Here is a 20,382-nt window from a genome sequence, read left to right on the forward strand (position 1 = left end):
GGATTAAACCAAAGAGTATGTCTCCAGCCTGATGAAATGATCTGCCAAGAAGATGACTTATTATTGGTATTGGTAGGGAAAAAAACTATGTTTTAATTCAATAAAAGAGGGGGGGTGCTCATTTTTTTTATACATCATCCGAACTGACAAAAATAAGTTTTCATAAGGTAACTTGGTTCAGTGGTGCTGTCAATTCGATTATGTCTCTAAATAAGCCATAGCGCTGGATAGTTTTCTATCTATTTTTCTTTTAAAAACAATAAGAGATCAGGTTGGTCGTTATTTGATCTATAATAATTTTAATCGCTTTTTAAAATTTTTGAACATCATGAGTTACAACTTTTTTAATAAGGAAGCGTTTGAGATTTCTAAAGAAGATAAACTAAAAAGATTTTTTAATAACTTCCCAGAACATGAATTTTGGCGGTTTTTTGTGGAGAGAGTTCGGTATGATTTTCGACAGGAATTGTATCGAAAATTGTTTGCCAAAATGAACGGTATCCCTGAGGAGAAAGCTAAAGAGATTCCTGTTTCTATAATTGCAGATTTTGTAAGAGAAGTCACTATAGGTGATGTATATCAACTCGCAGAACAATTAGGCGATTACGAGGCGTTAACAAGTCTAAACAATTTATTTCATGTTAAAGATAGAAAAGGTGAAAGTATTGTCACACTTTTTAACAAACACCGAGGTTGGTTAGGATTCGAAGATAATGAGCCAGGCTATTTATTAAATGTGACCAACGGACTTTGCTTCGCTATCGCTCATATGTTATCTGGTCAACCTTTTACCCTAACGTTTGTTAAAGAATTACATAAAATCTGTACTAAGGATGTACAGAAAATGCTGGATCAAACCCCAGGAGAATTTCGTAGTAGAGGCGCCTCATGGCAAATGGAGCTTAACACTGATTCTCTGGAGGGACTAATCGAAACGATTGATTACTTAAAATCCGTAGAGGCAAAAATGGGGACAGCTGGCCTTGATATTTCAATACAAACTAAGGATGGTGTCGCATTCATTTCAAGTTTTTGTACTGAGGATACCCACTCTTTAGCGGATAAAATATGGTCAAATTTGAAGGAGGGTGCAGTGATCTATTATACCGCCCGAGAAGAAAATAAGACCGACGGTAATTCATTTTTAGACGAAGTTTGCTCTGATCATATTCAACAACTTGAAGAAGCCTTAGAGAATGCTATCACAAAGCAAGAGAAGTTGACTGCTGTATTTACGTATTTAAAACACGATGTATTGCATCATCCTTTTCAAGATGGGGTAGGGCGTACCTATTCAATGGTTTTATTGCAATATTTATTAATGCGTGACAATTTTTTACCGGTTTTGTTGCTTAATTCAAATGTAATACCAGGTTATTCCGTAAAAGAACTTGTCGATGAGTATTCACGAGCAGAGAAAGAAATGGAACGAATTTTAGATTTTCCCCAATATATTTCCAGTGAAGAAATGGCAACACCTAACGTGGATACAGAAATGCTTTTATCAAGCGCAAGTGCCGAGGAGAAAGAGAATTTTATAAAAGCTTTAACTCAATTTAAGGAAATAAAAAGGTGCTATTTGGATTGGAATAATTCCCAAGCAAATGATAGTCCCGCATTTCAGAATACCAAAGTTTAAATAGAGATAGAAATATCTTCATATATTTATCCTATTGCCATGATCCTACCATCGCTTGATTCCCTAAAAATAACAAAAGTTTCTGATTGGGACTATGCAGCATGCATAGTTGTTGCATTAAGGACTCAACTTATGCTTGCTTAGACTGTTTAGGACCGCTCTTTTTGATTTTTTTTGCGAATGGTTTTTTATTGAATTTACTGGGAGTTGAAGTTGTCTTCGTTTTAGCAGGAAAATTTTTTTTAGTTTTAGAAGTGGCATTGGTTTGGGGGACATTGTGTTTGGGCTCAAAATCTTCGATTTCAATACGGTTTAATTTGTGCTGAATCAGTTTTTCTATAGCTTGTAATTGATTGACTTCATCAGCGCTTACTAAAGAAACGGCTAATCCTGAAGCGCCAGCACGGCCTGTTCGACCGATACGGTGGACGTAATCCTCTGCAACTTGGGGTAAATCAAAATTAACCACACAAGGCAATTGATCAATATCAATACCTCGGGCAGCAATGTCTGTGGCTACTAAAATATGTAATTCACCTGATTTAAATTCTGCTAAAGTCTTAGTTCGTTGGGATTGAGACTTATTGCCATGAATCGCTGCTGCATGAATTTGTGCGTCGGCTAATTGTTTTACTAATTTATTCGCCCCGTGTTTGGTTTTTGAAAAAACCAAGGTCTGACCCCATTTATTTTTATGAATCAAATGGCTCAATAAAGCTGCTTTTTGACTTTTATCAACTGGATGTACTGTTTGTTTAATTTTCACTACGGTTGTGTTTCGTGGCGTAACATCAATTTCAACAGGGTGATTCAGAATGGTTTTTACCAAATTTCGAATTTCTTCAGAAAACGTGGCTGAGAACATGAGGTTTTGCCGGTTTTTAGGCAGCCAATTTATGATTCGTTTCATGTCGTGAATAAAGCCCATATCCAGCATTCTATCGGCTTCATCCAGAACCAGAGTATCAATTTGATCAAACTGTATAGCTCGTTGCTGATGTAAATCTAATAAACGTCCTGGCGTGGCGACCAACAGTTCAACGCCCGAACGTAACCTCATCATTTGGGGGTTGATTTTTACTCCACCAAAAACTACCGTAGAACGAAGCGATAGGTAGCGTCCATATTGCAGTATACTTTCATGTACTTGGCTGGCTAATTCACGCGTTGGAGTTAGAATGAGGACTCGAGTACAATTACTTTTAGCCCGTGGTTTTGAGCTGAGTTTTTGCAAAAGAGGTAATACGAAACTTGCCGTTTTACCTGTTCCTGTTTGTGCCGAAGCAAGAACGTCTTTACCTGATAATATTTGTGGAATGGCTTGAGTCTGAATAGGAGAGGGTTCTTTGTAGCCTAACTCATCAATGGATTGAAGTAAGGGTTCGATTAAACCTAGTGACTTAAAACTCATGTAGTTTCCTTTATTTATGGATGACTGCGAACAGGAGAAAATGGCATTGATTATAATGCTCAACGTGCTTATATAATTGGCAATTGTACCACGAATATCAAAAAAATAGGTTAAAACAGTCGCTTTTAATGCGCATTACCTACAAATAACACCCCTCGCTGCAAGCAATCAGGCTAACTCAGTTGAAAAACTATTGTCGATTCGCGGGAATTGCACAAGTAGGGCTGGACTGTAAGTCCAACCTTCTTGCCTTATTTTTTGTGTATTGAAAAATAAGCGTTGCTCGCTGCATGATGTTCTGTAATATCCTCCAGATGATGGTCGCTGGTATGCTCAGCAATTTTCATCATGGCTTCATTGTGTATGGCAGCCATTTTCTTATGTGTTGCTTTTTCAAAAATTTTTACCTTTTCTGGTTCTAGCTGAGTAAAGAAAAGCCCTTGTCGCTGTCCCTGTGCTAAGACTTTTGCAGCCTTTCTAATTTCTACAAAATCCTTAGCGCCTTCGTTAATTATCTTAGGTGAAGACGGCGAGCCAGGAGTTCCTCCTAAACGCTCTGCTATGGCTATAGAATTAATCGGGTCACTCAGTATACTCTCAAAGCTTAATTGATTAAATTTATTCCCATTAGCTAAACATATTGCTGCACTAGCTACAGTTTTGATGTATTTCAACTTGGCTATTACTTTATGAAGATTAGGGAGGCCTAAGAGTTTTGCCGCTTGCATTATGTCGAATAATTTAATCAAAGAGTCGTCCGTTAACTCTGCTTTACAGATTGCGGCAACAATTGAATTAGAAGATCGTTTCACTTTCCCTTTATAGACGTCTGTTTTACCCTTGGTGTTGTGCAAGAGTGAATTTTTATCTAAATACTCAATAACCCTTGCTGCTTTATCCGCACTTTGTGGATATTTCATGATTCCATCATAGGCTGCGCGTGCCGTATAATCTATACGGTGAAATTGAACTAAGGCCTGCGCTAATTCAACAGCATATTCAGGATGAGAGCAGATAGTGTCACGTGTTTGTTCATTGAAACACTTTTCTTTTCTAAGTTCTGTTATCGCTGCAGCGACTCGATTAGGATAGTTAGTGGCGAAAGCCAAATCCATATCCTCTTTTAAGTGTTCGTCTAAAAGCCCCACGGCTTTGACTAGAGCGATACTTTCGTTAGAACGGGTAAATATTGTTTCTAATATCAATGGAAGTAACTCGGGTTCGATTTTCATATTCATCAACAAACTTGTAGCACACTCTAAATCAACCCCATTTCTATTGACACTTAAAATATACTTCAAATAATGCTCGAGTTCCCAACCTGCACTTTTAAAGTTCTTGATGATCTCTTCTGCTCGAGAACATTTATCAAGTATGTCATCAACGGCAAATAACCTATTTAAGCTTTCTTGAGTATTAGGGAGAAGTTCCAAAATTTTATAAAAATAATAGGGATTTTGTAATTTCAGGATCGCAATAACATTATCGCGATGGAATAAGTGTGAGTCAGGCCTATTCAATAAGTCTAATGCCTTTTTTATAGGAGTCAGTTGTTTTACTTCACTCAATAACGGAACAACATCATCCATGTTTACTCTATAACGAGTGAGGAGATTTATTAATTCAAAATAAAGAGCAGCATTCTCAGAGAGTGCAAATTGTTCAAAATATTTGAACGTCTCTATTAATCGTTCCTGATCTGATATTTTTTCTGCAGTCTGAAGCAAGATGGTCAAAGTAGAAGGAGAAAGTTTACTGCCAATAGTGCTTAATAAAGGTGCTAACTGTTTAGCATGAGTATGATTCTTTTCAAGAAATGCTACATTTTCTGCTGATAATTGCTTCTGTTTATTTAAACTTTCTAATGCTTCATAACCGCCAAAATGCTGAACAAGCTCACTAAAAATTTGACTGCTTTCTGAATCTCCGTTCCTATCATTTTTACCTAACAAAATGACCGCTAATTCTAGAAGCAATGGTGGGGATAAAGTATGTACTCCTTGAAGTTTGCTATTATAAAATTCACGTAACGCTTTAATATGTGGCTCATCTCTAAGTACTCTAAAAAGCCCTTTGTTTTGATCATAGAGATCCAGTTTACTTTTTATAATTTCTGCTTTCATTTTCAATTCCTTATGCTTTTATCCCTGTTTTCATCCAAAATAATAATACTGCAGCAACAAACAAATAAATAGGAAAAAAGAAGGAAAATGGGGCAGGGCATGATTCTGCTGCAGTCGAAATAGGTCTTGTCTTTTATGCCAAGCTTATTACTAAAATGCCAATGAAAATTAACAATCCACCAATGATGACTGAAAGATTTACATGAACTTGGTTAAATAAAAACCAGGTGAAAATAACAGTAAATATTGGGTAACTCAATTCGACGATACCAGCAATGGTCGCATTTTTAAGACTAATGGAGGTGGCGATAAAATAACTGGCGACGAGTACGATTGCTATCTCGGCAACAGTTAACAATAATAAACCAGAGTCTGTTGTTAAAAGTTCAACATCTCTTTTCATCGTAGTAAAAAAGGAAATGCAGGTAAACAATACAGCACCTATTGTCATTTCCAGTGCCAATAGCGTAATGGGTGAAATACTGTTTAATATTTTTTCAGCTAAAGCGTAATTAAAACCCCATAAAATGGCAGCAAAAATAGCAAATGTGAACCACATGACGTACTCCGAGGAATAGTTTTTTCCTTTTTTATTTTTAAAGAGGTCGTGCTTTTGAAGGCACTTTAGAACTCAAAAAAGAATGAACATTATATCATCAAATAGATTAAAATTCAATCCGGTTATGTGATGACGCGACAAAATCAGACTTTACAAGCTGCCTCGATAAAAGCTCATCGGGATAAAGCATCAGTGTTTTTAAATAATCTCGATTATTTTATTTTGGTAGGAACTCAAGGAAGTATCGATAATAGCCTTTAAATTGAGAACAGCCTGATGTTGGCTGCATGATATCAAAATCGACATCAAGTAGCATGTAAAGCACAAAAATCTAATCTTGGCTTAATTCTGAAAGCGGTCAAAGTAGGTTTTGAGCCAGCGATTGTCGCGTTTACTGGGTTACTTACCAGCAGTCCTACTACGCATTTGCTGCAATGCCGTAACGAAGCTTGCAGCAAAGGACTAAAGTTTAATACAAAGTGCAAGAACGCATTGATGGCTGTTTCTGATTCGAAGAATCTGCCTTTTCCTGGCTCTTTTTGCCAGCAGCATAAAATCCATGTTGGCTTCGCCCTGGATTGCTTAGTGCTGTTTTTGAGCTTATGGGTATGGAGCCTGCGGGAAGATCCTGTGGGGTTTCCTCTGCTTTGTCCGCTTCTTTTTCACCTTCCTGTGCTACAAATCCTGTAGCCTCTATAGATTGAGTCACTGTAAATGGAGTCTCATCAAGGCCAAGCTCCCGACAAACCGACTGGACCCGTTCCGTTACCTCAGTCGGCACACGTTCCTTCTGATATAAGTCAGGGTGTCTGGCATAGTACTGAGCAACAATATCCATTAAGGTGTTTGGATTTTCAGGATGGATAAACAACTTTGCATACTCATCACGGCAAGAAGTAGATGTTTCCAACAACTTTTTAACGTGCTTCGCAAAGTTAAAGAGCACGCCCCCCTCACCGTCAATGCTGCTTTCTAGAGTGGGCTTTCCACCATCATAGTGGTTTAAATTTAAGGTCACACCCTTGGGAATAAGGTGCTTATTCTCGGAAAAAAACCATTTTGTGTACTCCAGAGTCTGATGATGACTATCAAATAAATCAAAAATAATTTCTTCACCAGGATGCTTGGCTGCGGCATCAACAGCGGCTTTTTGCAGTTGCGCTAAAAGTAGGGCTGTTTTGTCATGATCAAAAGGGCAGGTTGGGTGGTCTTCACAGTCAGGATAGAGAAGGTAATTCTCGTTTTTTACTTCTGCTATAGCTTTATTGAATGCTGTTCCATAAGGTAAATCATTATATAGGTCAGCTAAGAGAAAGGGATCAAAGACGATAGCCAAATCGTCACACACAGTCTCAATTGCGGAAAAAGCTGATCCTTTGAATCGAAGGTTAGAGCCGACACTCGCGACATCCACATAATAAGATTGCCTATTGGAATAAATAAAGGCATAGACAGAGGAGAACGATTTGTTTTGCTCCCTCAAGGTGTCGAGAAAAGCTTTATTATGCACTAAAACAGCATTGCCCAAATGCTTTGTATAATTTTCATGATTTGCTTGTGCATAATTTAAATTAAATAGCCCATCGTCAATAGCTAGAGAAATATAGCGTATTGTCATATTAATATCCTTTAGAATGTTAATGGTGATTTTTGGGCGCTCATTGTAACGAACAAAAATTAAGGGATTATTAAACTTATACGCTAATTGGATGTTATTTGGTCATTGTCCAGCAGGTTGATGTTAAATAAGATGCGGTGGTCACTTTAATTTGATTCTACTGACGTCCCGGAGAGGATTTGAACCTCCGACCTGGCCCTTGGGAGGATATTGCAACGTGTAGGATCTAAAATCGGAAAAAACATACGATAGCAGAAGGTGGTTGCTGCATCCATTCCAATCGTACAGAAAAATGCTGCTATACTTTATCTACAAAATCTTTAAAAGTATTCATAATACTGAGTAATAGAATAAAAATGAAAAAAACACGTAAAACCATTAACTTAGGACTGCAAGGTGGTGGCGCTCATGGTGCTTTTACATGGGGTGTTTTGGATTATCTATTAGAAGACGGGCGTTTGGATATCGAGGGGTTAAGTTCCACCAGTGCGGGAACAATGAATGCGGCAATATTGGCGCAGGGTCTTTTAAACAATGATCGAGATGAAGCCCGACAAGCATTGTATGATTTTTGGGAAGAGATTAGTAAAGTAAACAGTCTAATGTCTTTTAAACACTGGTTTGGTGATTCTTGGTTTTCTTTAGATCAATTTAGTTTGGATCATTCACCCTTTTATTTTTGGTTTGAGATTATTACCCATTTGATGTCGCCATACCAATTCAATCCTTTTAATTTAAATCCAATGCGTACTATTCTTGAAAACAGTATCGATTTTGAGGCGTTAAGAACAAGATCTACTGTCAAACTATTCGTTTGTGCTACTAATGTGGAAACAGGTAAAGTTCGTATTTTTACTAACCCTGAGTTAACTGTAGATACGTTACTTGCTTCAGGATGTCTTCCATTTCTATTTCAATCGGTCAAAATTAAAGATCAATATTACTGGGATGGTGGGTATATCGGTAATCCAGCAATTTATCCATTAATTTACAATTGTACGTGTCAAGATGTTGTGATTGTGCATATAAATCCTATAATCCGCTCAGGTTCACTTTATCATGTAGGTGAGATTCTAAATCGTGTGAATGAAGTAAGTTTCAATTCCTCGCTAATGCGTGAAATGAGGGCAATAGCTTTTGTCACTGATTTGATTGATAGCAAACAAACAGAAGGGCTTGATCTAAAAAAAATGCATATGCATTCAATTCGTGCAGATGATGAAATGATTAAACATGATGTTTCTACAAAACTTAATGCCGATTGGAACTTTTTAGTTTATTTACGTGATCGTGGTCGCCTTATTGCTAAAAAATGGTGTCAGGATAACTTTTCTAAAATAGGAAAAGAATCTTCAGTTGATATTCGGAAAGAATTCCTTTAGCTGATGTCGGAATTTACATAAAGCTCGGACCACGTCAAGGCACGTGCCTTTTAATTTCTGCTATAATTATTTTAAAGTTTGATAACTGCATGATTTATGGAATAAAAATGGGGCAGGCACATAAACTTATTAATCTTGGACTTCAAGGAGGCGGCGCCCATGGTGCATTTACATGGGGGGTTATAGATTATTTATTAGAAGATGGTCGTTTAGATATAGAAGGGCTGAGTGCCACATGCGTTGGTTCAATGAATGCGATAGTTCTTGCACAAGGGTTATTAAATAATGATCGGGATGAAGCACGCCAAGCACTACTTGATTTTTGGTCTGATATTAGCTACAGCCAGGGTTATTTTTCATTGCATTCATGGTTTGATATACCGTGGTTGCGGACTCATGAGTATAGTCTAGAAGGTTCACCATTTTATCACTACTTTGAATTGATCACGCAAATGTTCTCCCCCTATCAATTCAATCCATTCAATATCAATCCAATGAAATCAATAATTGAAAAAAACATTGACTTTGACGCCATTAGAAAAAAATCAAAAGTTAAACTTTTTATCTGTGCAACCAATGAAGAGACATGTAAAGTACGCATTTTTACTAATCCTGAATTATCGGTAGAAACTATTCTTGCCTCTTATTGTTTACCGAATCTATCTCAATCAATTGAAATAGATGGTCAAAGGTATTGGAATGGCGGATACATCGGTAACCCAGCTATTTTCCCTTTAATCTATAATTGTGGCAGTCAAGATATCGTGATTGTACATCTAAATCCAATATATAGAAGAGGGGTTCCACACACTGCATCAGAAGTTCTTAATCGTATTAATGAAATTAGTTTTAATTCAACTTTATTACGTGAAATGCGCGCTATCGCATTTGTTTCAAAGCTACTCGATTTAAAAAAGGATAAAAATTCGAAACTTAAAAAAATGCGTATACATTCTATTCGAGCTGATAAGGAAATGGCACATTACGGGGTTTCATCTAAACATAATTTAGATTGGGATTTTCTCTGTTATTTACGGGATAGAGGGCGTCTGCATACTAAAAAATGGCTGAAACAAAACTTTTCTAAAATTGGTAAAGAATCTTCGGTTGATATCTATAAAGAATTTCTCTAAATGTTAAGTAATAATAGGGCTCCCAATAGTATTCTTCTGGAGAATAAATTTCATCGAGAGGAGCTCATTAACAGACCTAAAATATGGGCTTTGAAGAGCTCCCGAATAATTATTTCCATTATTTAACTTAAATAATTTTCTACGACTTCACCATAGGGTAAAGTCAAGTCAGTGATAAAATGAGCTACAGAAATAATTCTTTTTACTGGAAAATTGGCAATTGGAGCTAAACAATGGGGATGTAATTCTAAACTTCCTGGTCCTGTCCAAGCCCCTTTTACAGTTATGTCTTGCAAATAAGTCCTGGTTAATTGATTAATCTCTGGCGTTCCATCAACTCCAGGAATATTTTTAAGGAGAAAGATTGGTTTTTTCATAGATTGAAGAACAATTTGTTGATCAAGTGCATGGTGCTTATAACCCATGGTTGCTGTGGCAATGCGGATGCTTCCATAATCAAGTATGCCAACCAAAACATCTTCTTCAACAAAAAGTTTTGGTTTCGCTAATTTTTTTGGGAATCCCCATATTTCTCTTCCTCCTGCTATAGGAGCATGGCAATCAAGGAACATTGAAATAGTAAAAGTTCCTTCTTCACCCTTATAGCGGATGGGAATGACTTGTCCAGACTCAGTATAATCGCCAAATCCAGTTGAATCTGGCATGCGAATAAATTCAAATTTAATAATAGGTTCTAATAATTCTAATCCTGGAGGTAAAACCTCTTTTAGTAACTTTTCATCTGTTTCATAGCTAATAATAAAGAACTCCCGGTTTATAAACCGATAGGGGCCACTCGGATATGTATTAATCCATCTGGGTGCAGGCATATTAAATTCATTGTTTATTATGCTCATCAGTGTTCCATCCTATGCAATATAAATACACGTTAATTATGCGCAATGGTTTAGAAATATTCAAATTGATTTAATTAAGTGCTTATAAAAATGGACTATTGGAGCATTGATTCTACTGGCGTCCCGGAGAGGATTTGAACCTCCGACCTGCCCCTTAGGAGGGGGCTGCGCTATCCAGCTGTGCCACCGGGACTTCGATTGAGTCGTAAGTCTACCGTTATCCTTGTAAAATAACAACTTCCGGAGCAATCAATGTGTCTTGTTCATTTTGCTGCACATCGAAATGACTTAATTATGAGCATCTTGAGTGTTTCTTATGGTATACTTTTATGACCCTTAATTTTGAGCATATATAGTGGACGCTTTAGATTTAAAATATCCATTTTATTCGGCATGGAATTTTTTATGGCAAGTCATTAAGCCTTATCGATGGTGGTATGTTTTAATGTTTCAGGCGCCGGTGCTCACTGCGATATATATTTTTGCTAATAATTACTCCTTCAAGCTTTTAGTTGATGCGTTTTCTAATGAAACAATCACTTCGTATTACCAACTGGTGTTTCCTATTGTGTTGTTTATCACGGCACAAATCGTGTTGGATGTTGTGTGGCGAATTAGTGATTTTGCTGAGTGGAAGGCTGAGCCACATGCCAGGCAAAGGTTATTATCCTCTGCATACAATTATGTGCAGCACCATTCTTACAACTATTTTCAAAATACGCCTAGTGGTACAGTAATTAGTAAACTAAAAGGGCTATTGGATGGATATGATAGCGTTTTTGCTAATCTCCATCATATTGTGGGGAAACATTTTTGTGTAGTCATTGTTTCTGTTTTTGTCCTGCTGGTTGTTAATTTCAAGGTGTTTTGTTTCATGCTGGCCTGGTGTGTTTTGGTTATGGTAATCATGCTTCCTATGGCACTAAAATTGAATCGGCTGTCTAATGAAGTGGCTGAAAGTAAACACAAAATCATTGGTTCTTTTTCGGATAATATTACCAATATCTTCTCTTTGTTTTATTTTGCCAAACGACGAGACGAGCATCGACGTGTGAATGAACTCATGTCACATGATTTTGTTCCTAGACAAATTGCACTTTATCAATACGATTTAAAATTTAATTTGGTTGGATCAGTACTCTATTGGTTTATGCTGATTGCTGTTTTTCTATTTATGATATATCTACGGACACATGACGAGATTTCCACTGGAGACTTCCTATTTGTCATGCTCACAGCCATTACCATTTCCTTTGATTTATGGTCGCTCATGAGCAGTCTTTGTACTTTTTTAAAAGAAATAGGGGATTTCAAATCGTCTTTTAGCATTTTATCGATGCCGCATGATGAGGTTGATGAACCCGGCGCACAAGCCTATCCGATTCACCAGGGTAAAATTGAGTTTCGGCAGCTTTCCTTTGCCTACAGCGAAGGAAGCTCAGTATTTAAAAATCTAAATCTATTAATCAAACCTGGGGAGAAGATTGGGTTGGTTGGCCATTCTGGAGCAGGCAAATCAACACTGATTTCTTTGTTATTAAAAAATTTTAAGCCTACTTCAGGACAAATTTTAATCGATGATAAGCCAATTTCAGAGATTACTTCAGATTCTTTGCGTCAACAAATAGCGCTTATTCCACAAGATATTATGCTGTTTCATCGATCTCTAGGCGAGAATATTGGCTATGCAAAAGAAAATGCTACGCTTGAAGAGATTAAGCATGCAGCTGCAATGGCGAAGATAGATGATTTTATTGAATCATTGCCGGAAAAATATGATACCTTGGTTGGTGAGCGTGGTGTGAAACTTTCTGGGGGACAGCGCCAGCGTATTGCAATTGCACGTGCCCTTTTAAAAAATGCATCGCTTGTTGTTCTAGATGAGGCGACTTCAAGTCTGGATACGCTCTCAGAACAAGAAGTTCAACAATCAATTAATGCTATGCTCGAGCAAAATAATGCCACAGTCATCGCCATTGCACATCGGTTGTCGACCATTCGACATATGGATCGAATAGTAGTGATGGAGGGTGGGGCAATTATTGAAGAAGGGACTTTTAATGAGCTTTTAAATAATGAACAAAGTTACTTCAAAAAGCTTTGGGACAGTCAAGTCAATGGGATGGTTTTGTAACATAAAAATGTCTTATATTAAAAGCGTAACCGAATACAGCCTCTGCGGTTACGCTTTATATCCAGTTTTATATTGAGCGAATCTTTTGATTTTAGTCTGCATAACAATAGATATCGTTTCCACCAGGAATACCTGCTTGGAATACGACGGCATTGATACCGACAATCTCTCTTTTTTCTTTTAAACAACGGTAACCTGGATAGGTGTAATAATAATCTCCTTCAGGCAACGTGACTCCTTTCTCAACGGTATAAGTATGAGCTTGTTCATCTACAGTAATGGGGACGCTTTGCCAAGTTTTTGTTTGGGTGACTATGACACTGTTATCTGCCAAAGCCGCTGTAGTGAATGCGAGCAGTAGTGCTGTTAATAATACACTTTTCATTTCGTATCCCTCCTTCCCCCATTTATCCAAAGAATTATCTTTATTAGATATATCCAATTAAGTATAGCAAAATGAGTATAAATTTTGATCAAAAAAGGGTAAATAAAGTTATTTTAGAAGAGAAGCATAAGCGCGTAATAAGGGATCGCCAGTATGTGGTATGAGCATCATAATCAAAAATAGATGCTCAAATTGGGAGATTCATCCACAAACTCTAGAGAGGATGAACGTGTGCTGCTTTTAGAAATGTCCATGCCGAGTAGCATCATGTCCATGTCTATTCCCATCATGTTGATGTGTATGCGTGCTATCATGTCCATGAACAGTACCTTCAGAGGCAGGATACCCATGGGAGTGTGCGCTACCGACATAAACGTTACTACTCGTATCATAATTAGAAAAAGTATAATCGGGGATAGGAGTATAAAAACTATAATTTCTATAACTTCTGTAACCCGGAGTTGCGGTCGTACCTACCGTAGTATATGTATTACTGTTACAGCCGAATAAAAAAGGTAATACAAAAACAAGTCCAATCGCAACAAGTGCAAATGGAAATACAGCTGGTGCAAATATTAAAGTTGATGCAAGGAGCGTTTTCGCGGCGATTGCAGTTGTGGCTGTTGCAGCAGATTTTAATGTTACTGCGGCAATAATTCCTGCTGTCACCATCGCTGCAGCAGTGACTGCAGCCATACACTTAAGTAAAAAGCTATAATTGGTATTGTCTTCCTTTTTCTTGGCCATAGGTCACCTCCTGTGTTTTAGTCGATAAAAATAAACTATTTTATTGAGTGCAATTGTCGATATTGCATTTTCGACACCTTAAGATTCTACTATAGGGAAGAAAAATATCATCTTAATTTTTTAGTTGGGCTAGCAAGATGATCTTTTTGTTTGTCATTTATGGATTAGACGAACGATTTAGGTATTGTCTTAGTGGGGGTGAAATCTTCTGTAACCCGGGCCTCAGTACTTCAGACTAATACCCAGGCTAATCTACCTATAGAACTTAAATGCTGGAAATCCAATTTCATAAGAAAAATGCCAATAATTCATTGGCCTTAGGCTTTCTTGGGCTTAAGTTGATCCTCTTTTTCAGCGTCAACACTATCCTCTTCTTCTTCCCCAATTTTTTTAGCATCGATAATATGATGGAAGTGTTTGTGTGCTAATTCCCTCTTACTTTGAAAGAGCAAATAATGACTTCCCTTTTTAACACTATCGATCTCCGTCCGAATTGAATTTTTGAGCTCATCAAGCTTTGTGCTTTGATCTTGACTACCCGGCATTTGTTTGATTTCATCTAATTGCTGAGAAAATTTGTTAGCAATATCAAGGTAATGAATGTTGTCATGCAATAAGCCTTTCGTCAAAGGAAAATCAGCAAGTAGTTTCGTAATCCATCCAATGAATGGCGTTCTTGTTGAAAATTTAATAAGCTCATCCTCTTTGATTGTTTCCACATAGGATTCGATGGATTTTTGTAAACGCTCTATTTCTATCCGTAAATCATGACCCATCGTGATTAAATCTAAAATATCTCCAGAACTGGCCGCCTTGAGATCCTCTTCGCTAATCTCTGTTATACCAGAGACAGCGTGACTAGCGGAAGCTATTTTACTGGTTACATGCGATTCAAAATGTTCTTTAAATCGTTTAAAACGCGCGTTTTCATCGACACCCATTACCCAAGGAACATAAGCCAATGGGTTAAGCCGAGCATGCATAAAGCCTTGGAGAAAAGCAGGAGTATAATTGTTAACTCCCTCGGTAATTTGATCTTTCTTTGATTTTTTTCCCTTGGCGAATGACTCTGCTTGGTCCCATATTTCTTTGGCTTGTGCACCATAGTCCCCGTGCAGAGTATCCGCAAAGCGAGCAAAAGTTGCATCGGAATATTCAGTAGTATTCGTTATAAATTCTTTTAATTTTTTGTAGAGATATAGAGTCTCTAGTTCTGCTTCTGAGTCCTGCAGCTTCGTTCTGATTTTTTTGGAGTTCTCTACAGCAATATTGTGTAATTTCTCATGAGATTCTTCCTCAATATCAAAAAGCTCGGCTATTAACTGATGCGCAAAATCTTGATATTGTTCAGCTAAGCTTTTGGGTTTAAATAAATCATTGCCTAGTTCGTTCGGTGAAGGGAAGAGTTTAATAAATTTTGATTGGGCGGATACGGCAATCTCTTTATTATTAGAACAATAGTCTTTAATTTTTGCCCTTAACGCTTCTGCCTCTTTTGCAACCCCGGGCTTATTTTGTTCTATGCCTGGTTTTCCAAGAGCACCGTTTTGAATGGTGGAATTTATTGATTGAATATGTTGAAACCGACATTGGGAGCGATAATACACCACCGCAAGTAGTAAACTTTTTTCATCAGTAATTTTTGGAACGTAATGCGTCTCGTCATCTGAGGACTTCTTCTGTAATGGCTCACCTAGTTTTTTTGAAGCAATAGCTATCCTACTTGCAATCCCTGGGGCACTAATGAGACTTATTGATTCGATTGTGGACCCAAGACTTGCCATGGCATGGACGGCTTCCAAAGGAGTCAAGTCCGCATTCTCATTTATGGTGTTAGCAGGAGTTAATGCATCAGGGTAGCTATCCCCATATTTTTTTGCAACTTCTCGAGTCTCCTCGTCTAATTTTTTCCACCATTCAGTTAATGTCAGTGACATAACATTCTCCAATAGCAAAAGGACTTTCTGATTAATATATTACCATATGAATATTATCTGAACATTAAGTGTATAAAAGTCACTATTTGTAACCATTCCTGGGTTTTACATTTGATAAAAATATATTAGTTGAGATTGCTTTTATTGAAGTAAATTCGGAAGAAAAATAGAGATTTATCCCCTAATTTTTTGAACACAAGGTTGGGTTAATTTTCCTCAAAAGACGGGGATCCATCTATCAAAGTGGTACAATGCCAAAATAGTGATCGATCCCTGCCTTCGCAGGGATGACAAAAAATTTGTGAGGATATTCAGCTCGGGATTGACGTGGGGCCTGTATGCTGCATTTCGGTACTCTAAATTTCGCCAATTTGGGCTTAATCCAGCCGAATTATAAACAGGCCCTGCTTCAAGGTTGATTTAATGACCTTTTTGGGGCTTGGGAAAAAATCCTTATTCATCATCCCAGCTTAGAGTGCCACCTGCTTGATATTCAATGACGCGCGTTTCAAAAAAGTTTTTCTCTTTTTTCAAATCCATCATTTCACTCATCCAAGGGAATGGGTTTTCAGCGCCAGGGTACTGTTCTGGAAGTCCGATTTGATTTAAACGGCGGTTAGCAATGAAGTGTAAGTATTCTTCGAACATTTCTGCATTCATTCCTAAAATGCCTTGAGGCATGGTGTCCTTAGCATATTGATACTCCAGAGCCACACCTTGTCGAATCAATTGAATCATTTCTTCTTTAAATTCTGGTGTCCACAAATGTGGGTTCTCAATTTTAATTTGGTTGATGACATCAATACCAAAATTCATATGCATGGATTCATCACGTAAAATATATTGGAACTGCTCTGAAGTTCCTACCATTTTATTTCGACGTCCCATGGAGAGGATTTGCGTGAAACCAACATAGAAAAATATCCCTTCAAAGATTACATAGAAGGCAATTAAATCGCGCAATAGGCGCTGATCATTTTCTACAGTACCGGTATGGAATGTTTCGTCACCCAAGCTTTGAGTAAAGGGTAATGCCCAAGCTGCTTTAGTGGCTACGGATGGGATTTCACGATACATATTGAAGACTTCTGCTTCATCAAGTCCTAGGCTTTCAATAACGTACTGGTATGCATGAGTATGCAATGCCTCTTCAAAGGCCTGACGTAACAAGTATTGTCTGCATTCCGGATTGGTAATATGTCGATAAACAGCGAGTACTAGATTATTGGCAACCAATGAATCTGCTGTTGAGAAAAATCCCAAATTACGTTTGATAATTAAACGCTCGGCTTCTGTAAGTCCATTAGGATCCTTCCAGAGCGCTACGTCAGCGCTCATATTGATTTCATTGGGCATCCAATGGTTCGCACAAGCAGTTAAGTACTTGTCCCAAGCCCATCTATATTTAAAAGGAACGAGCTGGTTTAAGTCTGCCCGGCAGTTAATGATACGTTTATCATCAACGTGAATACGTGCAGCTCCCATTTCAAGAGGCTCATATCCAGTTGCACCAGTATGAATTATATCGTGTTGTTGTATATTTTCTGACATTTAAATTCTCCTGATTATTGGCACGCTTCACAGTCTGGATCGAGAATGGAGCATACTTTAGGTTCTTCTGCTATTATTTTAACTGCATTGAGTGCACCATCAGTTACAGTAGATTTCTCCGCATTGGATGCTCCTAAGCTGCGTAAGTAATAAGTAGTTTTTAATCCACGTATCCACGCATGCATGTAGAGTTGATCCAGTTTCTTACCCGATGGCTGAGCCATATAGATATTCAACGATTGCGCCTGATCAATCCATTTTTGACGACGAGAAGCTGCATCAACTAACCAAATAGGATCAATTTCAAATGAAGTGGCATAACGTTGTTTCAATTCAGCAGGAATACGGCTGATTGGTTGCACACTACCATTAAAGTATTTCAAGTCATTGACCATCACTTCATCCCAAAGATTCAATGCTTTTAAATCCGCAACCAAATAAGGATTTACTACAGTGAATTCGCCTGACAAATTGGATTTGACATACAAGTTTTGATATGTAGGCTCAATGGATTGTGATACACCACAAATATTAGAAATGGTAGCGGTAGGTGCGATGGCCATCACATTGGAGTTACGCATTCCTTGTGTACGAACTTTAATACGTAAACTTTCCCAGTCCAATCGTTGTGAACGATCTTGTTCTAGGTATTTGTTACGTGCTTGCTGTAACAAGTTAATTGAATCAATTGGCAGTATGCCTTTACTCCATAGAGAACCTTCGTAACTGGAGTAACTCCCTCGTTCTTTAGCCAGATCACAAGAAGCCTCAATAGCATAATAACTGATTAATTCCATGGATGAGTCAGCAAATTCGACTGCCTCAGGGGAAGCATAATCAATTTTTAACTCATACAATGCATCTTGAAAACCCATAAGGCCTAAACCAATAGGTCTATGTTTCAAGTTGGAATTACGTGCTTGCGGTACGGAATAGTAGTTAATATCAATCACATTATCCAACATACGAATAGCTGTTCTAATAGTGCGTTTTAACTTTTCAGTATCCAGTTTGCCCTTTTTGATATGAGCAGGAAGATTGATACTGCCTAGATTACATACAGCGATCTCTTCTTCAGAGGTATTCAATGTAATCTCAGTACACAAATTAGAACTATGAACTACACCAGCATGTTGTTGTGGAGAACGTAAATTGCAAGGATCTTTAAAGGTCATCCATGGATGGCCAGTTTCAAAAAGCATGGATAGCATTTTACGCCACAGTTTGACTGCAGATAATGTTTTTGCATTTTTGATGAGACCTTGGCGTGCTTTTTCTTCATACTCACGATAGAGTGCTTCAAAAGCTTTACCATATTGATCATGTAAATTAGGCACTTCATCAGGTGAGAATAAAGTCCAATCACCATTTTCACGTACGCGCGCCATAAATAAATCAGGTATCCACAATGCGGTATTCATATCATGTGTACGGCGTCGATCATCCCCAGTATTTTTTCTTAACTCAAGGAATTCCTCTACGTCTTTATGCCAGCACTCCAGATAGGCACAGACCGCTCCTTTACGTTTACCGCCTTGGTTTACTGCAACTGCGGTTGCATCAGCAACATTCAGGAAGGGAACCACACCTTGTGATTTTCCGTTGGTGCCTTTGATATGTGAGCCCATTGCACGTACTGGAGTCCAGTCATTACCTAATCCACCCGCATATTTGGAAAGTAGGGCATTATCTTTAATGGCACTGTATATACCATCTAAATGATCAGGAACAGTGGTCAAGTAGCAACTGGATAATTGGGGTCTAATTGTTCCTGAGTTAAACAGAGTAGGTGTTGAAGACATGTAATCAAAAGAAGACAATAATTGATAAAATTCAATGGCTTTATCATCTTTATTTTGCTCACGCAAAGCCAGTCCCATAGCAACACGCATAAAGAATGCCTGAGGCAACTCATAACGTATACCATGATCATGGATGAAGTAACGATCATATAAGGTTTGTAAACTTAAATAGCTAAACTTCATATCACGCTCAGGCAACAGCGCCTTGCCGAGTTTTTCTAAATCAAAATCGGCCATTTTTACATCCAGCATTCCTTGTTTGATACCATGAGCAATATACACTTTGAAGTAAGTTGGATAAAGTTTGCTCATCTCATCAAAGGTTGCATCCGCTTGGATTTCTAATTTGGTTAGTGCTTCCATACGCAAGCTGTCTAATAACAAACGAGCACTGACATAAGTGTAGTTGGGCTCTTTTTCAACCAATGTACGTGCAGCCATAATCAACGCTTTGTGCACATCCTCAAATTTCGCTTGGTTGTAAAGATTACGCATTGCCTCTTTAATCACCGGTTCTGCCTGAACATGCTCTAAATTACGACATGCTTCATTAACAATCGTGTTCATGCGCTCAGTATCCAATGGCTTTAATTCACCATCAGGCATCGTAATTAATAAAATTTTGTTGTCACTGGCTTGTTGTTTTAATTCATTTTCACGTGCTTTACGATGCTCTTCGCGGTACAACACATAAGCGCGAGCAACTTTATAGTGACCACTGCGCATGAGTGCTAACTCAACTTGATCCTGAATGTCCTCAATATGAACCGCACCACCGCTGGGCAAGCGGCGTTTAAACACTTGAGTTATTTGACGGGTAAGCTCTTCAATTTGTTGATGAATACGATCTGAGGTTGGAGCTGTACCGCCTTCGTCGGCAATGAATGCCTTAGTGATTGCAACTTTAATTTTCGTATCATCATAATTTACTACTTTACCATTGCGCTTAATGGTTTTTAATAAACCAGGGGCATTAGCAGTCAATTCCAGTTGACTCGTTTGCGGCACATCATTTACCGGATCAAGAATTGCGGACATTTTTCCTCCACGCATTTATTATTATTTTATTATTAACAGGCAGTTAAATTTATTCACTATTAATCA

The 20,382-nt window shown here is 37.9% G+C and carries 15 protein-coding genes and 1 tRNA gene; 5 read left to right on the top strand and 11 right to left on the bottom strand.

The features are described 5' to 3' along the window. Positions 1–328: 328 nt before the first annotated feature. On the top strand, positions 329–1,639 hold the full coding sequence (locus ACF8MK_RS12960; RefSeq protein ID WP_392537012.1) for a hypothetical protein: 1,311 nt from the start codon (positions 329–331) through the stop codon (positions 1,637–1,639). Between the two features lie 130 nt (positions 1,640–1,769). Here the strand turns inward: ACF8MK_RS12960 and ACF8MK_RS12965 are convergent, their stop codons facing one another. From ACF8MK_RS12965 to ACF8MK_RS12975, 3 genes are all read right to left on the bottom strand, one after another. After that, entirely contained in the window at positions 1,770–3,050 is a 1,281-nt protein-coding gene (locus ACF8MK_RS12965) for a DEAD/DEAH box helicase (protein WP_392537013.1), read from the bottom strand. Between the two features lie 251 nt (positions 3,051–3,301). Continuing rightward, entirely contained in the window at positions 3,302–5,173 is a 1,872-nt protein-coding gene (locus ACF8MK_RS12970) for a hypothetical protein (protein ID WP_392537014.1), read from the bottom strand. A gap of 133 nt (positions 5,174–5,306) precedes the next feature. Then, positions 5,307–5,732: a DMT family transporter gene (locus tag ACF8MK_RS12975; protein ID WP_265704043.1), complete on the bottom strand. Its 426-nt coding sequence runs from the start codon at positions 5,730–5,732 to the stop codon at positions 5,307–5,309. A 129-nt stretch (positions 5,733–5,861) separates the two neighbouring features. Here ACF8MK_RS12975 and ACF8MK_RS12980 point away from each other — a divergent pair, with 129 nt between their 5' ends. Further along, positions 5,862–5,993: a hypothetical protein gene (locus ACF8MK_RS12980; protein WP_392537015.1), complete on the top strand. Its 132-nt coding sequence runs from the start codon at positions 5,862–5,864 to the stop codon at positions 5,991–5,993. Positions 5,994–6,201: 208 nt separating this feature from the next. On the opposite strand, the gene ACF8MK_RS12985 is transcribed toward ACF8MK_RS12980, so the two are convergent. After that, the gene (locus ACF8MK_RS12985) at positions 6,202–7,350 is read right to left on the bottom strand and encodes a hypothetical protein (protein WP_392537016.1); all 1,149 of its coding nucleotides are present in this window, start codon (positions 7,348–7,350) and stop codon (positions 6,202–6,204) included. A 356-nt stretch (positions 7,351–7,706) separates the two neighbouring features. Here ACF8MK_RS12985 and ACF8MK_RS12990 point away from each other — a divergent pair, with 356 nt between their 5' ends. Both ACF8MK_RS12990 and ACF8MK_RS12995 read left to right on the top strand, forming a co-directional pair. Continuing rightward, complete coding sequence (locus ACF8MK_RS12990; RefSeq protein WP_392537017.1) at positions 7,707–8,732, top strand: patatin-like phospholipase family protein; 1,026 nt, start codon at positions 7,707–7,709, stop codon at positions 8,730–8,732. Positions 8,733–8,839: 107 nt separating this feature from the next. Next, entirely contained in the window at positions 8,840–9,865 is a 1,026-nt protein-coding gene (locus ACF8MK_RS12995) for a patatin-like phospholipase family protein (RefSeq protein WP_392537018.1), read from the top strand. Positions 9,866–9,987: 122 nt separating this feature from the next. Here the strand turns inward: ACF8MK_RS12995 and ACF8MK_RS13000 are convergent, their stop codons facing one another. Beyond that, on the bottom strand, positions 9,988–10,722 hold the full coding sequence (locus ACF8MK_RS13000) for an acetoacetate decarboxylase (RefSeq protein WP_392537019.1): 735 nt from the start codon (positions 10,720–10,722) through the stop codon (positions 9,988–9,990). Positions 10,723–10,838: 116 nt separating this feature from the next. Next, positions 10,839–10,915, bottom strand: a tRNA-Arg gene (locus tag ACF8MK_RS13005). 162 nt (positions 10,916–11,077) lie between these two features. Between ACF8MK_RS13005 and ACF8MK_RS13010 the strand changes: the two genes are divergently transcribed. Then, on the top strand, positions 11,078–12,856 hold the full coding sequence (locus ACF8MK_RS13010; protein ID WP_392537020.1) for an ABC transporter ATP-binding protein: 1,779 nt from the start codon (positions 11,078–11,080) through the stop codon (positions 12,854–12,856). Between the two features lie 91 nt (positions 12,857–12,947). Here ACF8MK_RS13010 and ACF8MK_RS13015 read toward each other — a convergent pair whose 3' ends face one another. The 5 genes from ACF8MK_RS13015 to ACF8MK_RS13035 all read right to left on the bottom strand — a co-directional run bounded on the left by ACF8MK_RS13015 (position 12,948) and on the right by ACF8MK_RS13035 (position 20,316). Further along, complete coding sequence (locus ACF8MK_RS13015; protein WP_392537021.1) at positions 12,948–13,241, bottom strand: hypothetical protein; 294 nt, start codon at positions 13,239–13,241, stop codon at positions 12,948–12,950. Positions 13,242–13,481: 240 nt separating this feature from the next. Continuing rightward, positions 13,482–13,988, bottom strand: coding sequence for a hypothetical protein (locus tag ACF8MK_RS13020; protein WP_392537022.1), 507 nt, complete (start codon positions 13,986–13,988; stop codon positions 13,482–13,484). A gap of 317 nt (positions 13,989–14,305) precedes the next feature. Further along, a complete protein-coding gene (locus ACF8MK_RS13025; protein ID WP_392537023.1) occupies positions 14,306–15,925 on the bottom strand; it encodes a hypothetical protein in 1,620 nt (539 codons plus the stop codon). A gap of 453 nt (positions 15,926–16,378) precedes the next feature. Continuing rightward, the gene (locus ACF8MK_RS13030) at positions 16,379–17,476 is read right to left on the bottom strand and encodes a ribonucleotide-diphosphate reductase subunit beta (protein WP_265708759.1); all 1,098 of its coding nucleotides are present in this window, start codon (positions 17,474–17,476) and stop codon (positions 16,379–16,381) included. 14 nt (positions 17,477–17,490) lie between these two features. After that, on the bottom strand, positions 17,491–20,316 hold the full coding sequence (locus tag ACF8MK_RS13035) for a ribonucleoside-diphosphate reductase subunit alpha (RefSeq protein ID WP_265704054.1): 2,826 nt from the start codon (positions 20,314–20,316) through the stop codon (positions 17,491–17,493). Positions 20,317–20,382: the final 66 nt, after the last annotated feature.

It is taken from the genome of Legionella sp. 227, assembly GCF_043161935.1.
GTDB lineage: Bacteria > Pseudomonadota > Gammaproteobacteria > Legionellales > Legionellaceae > Legionella > Legionella sheltonii.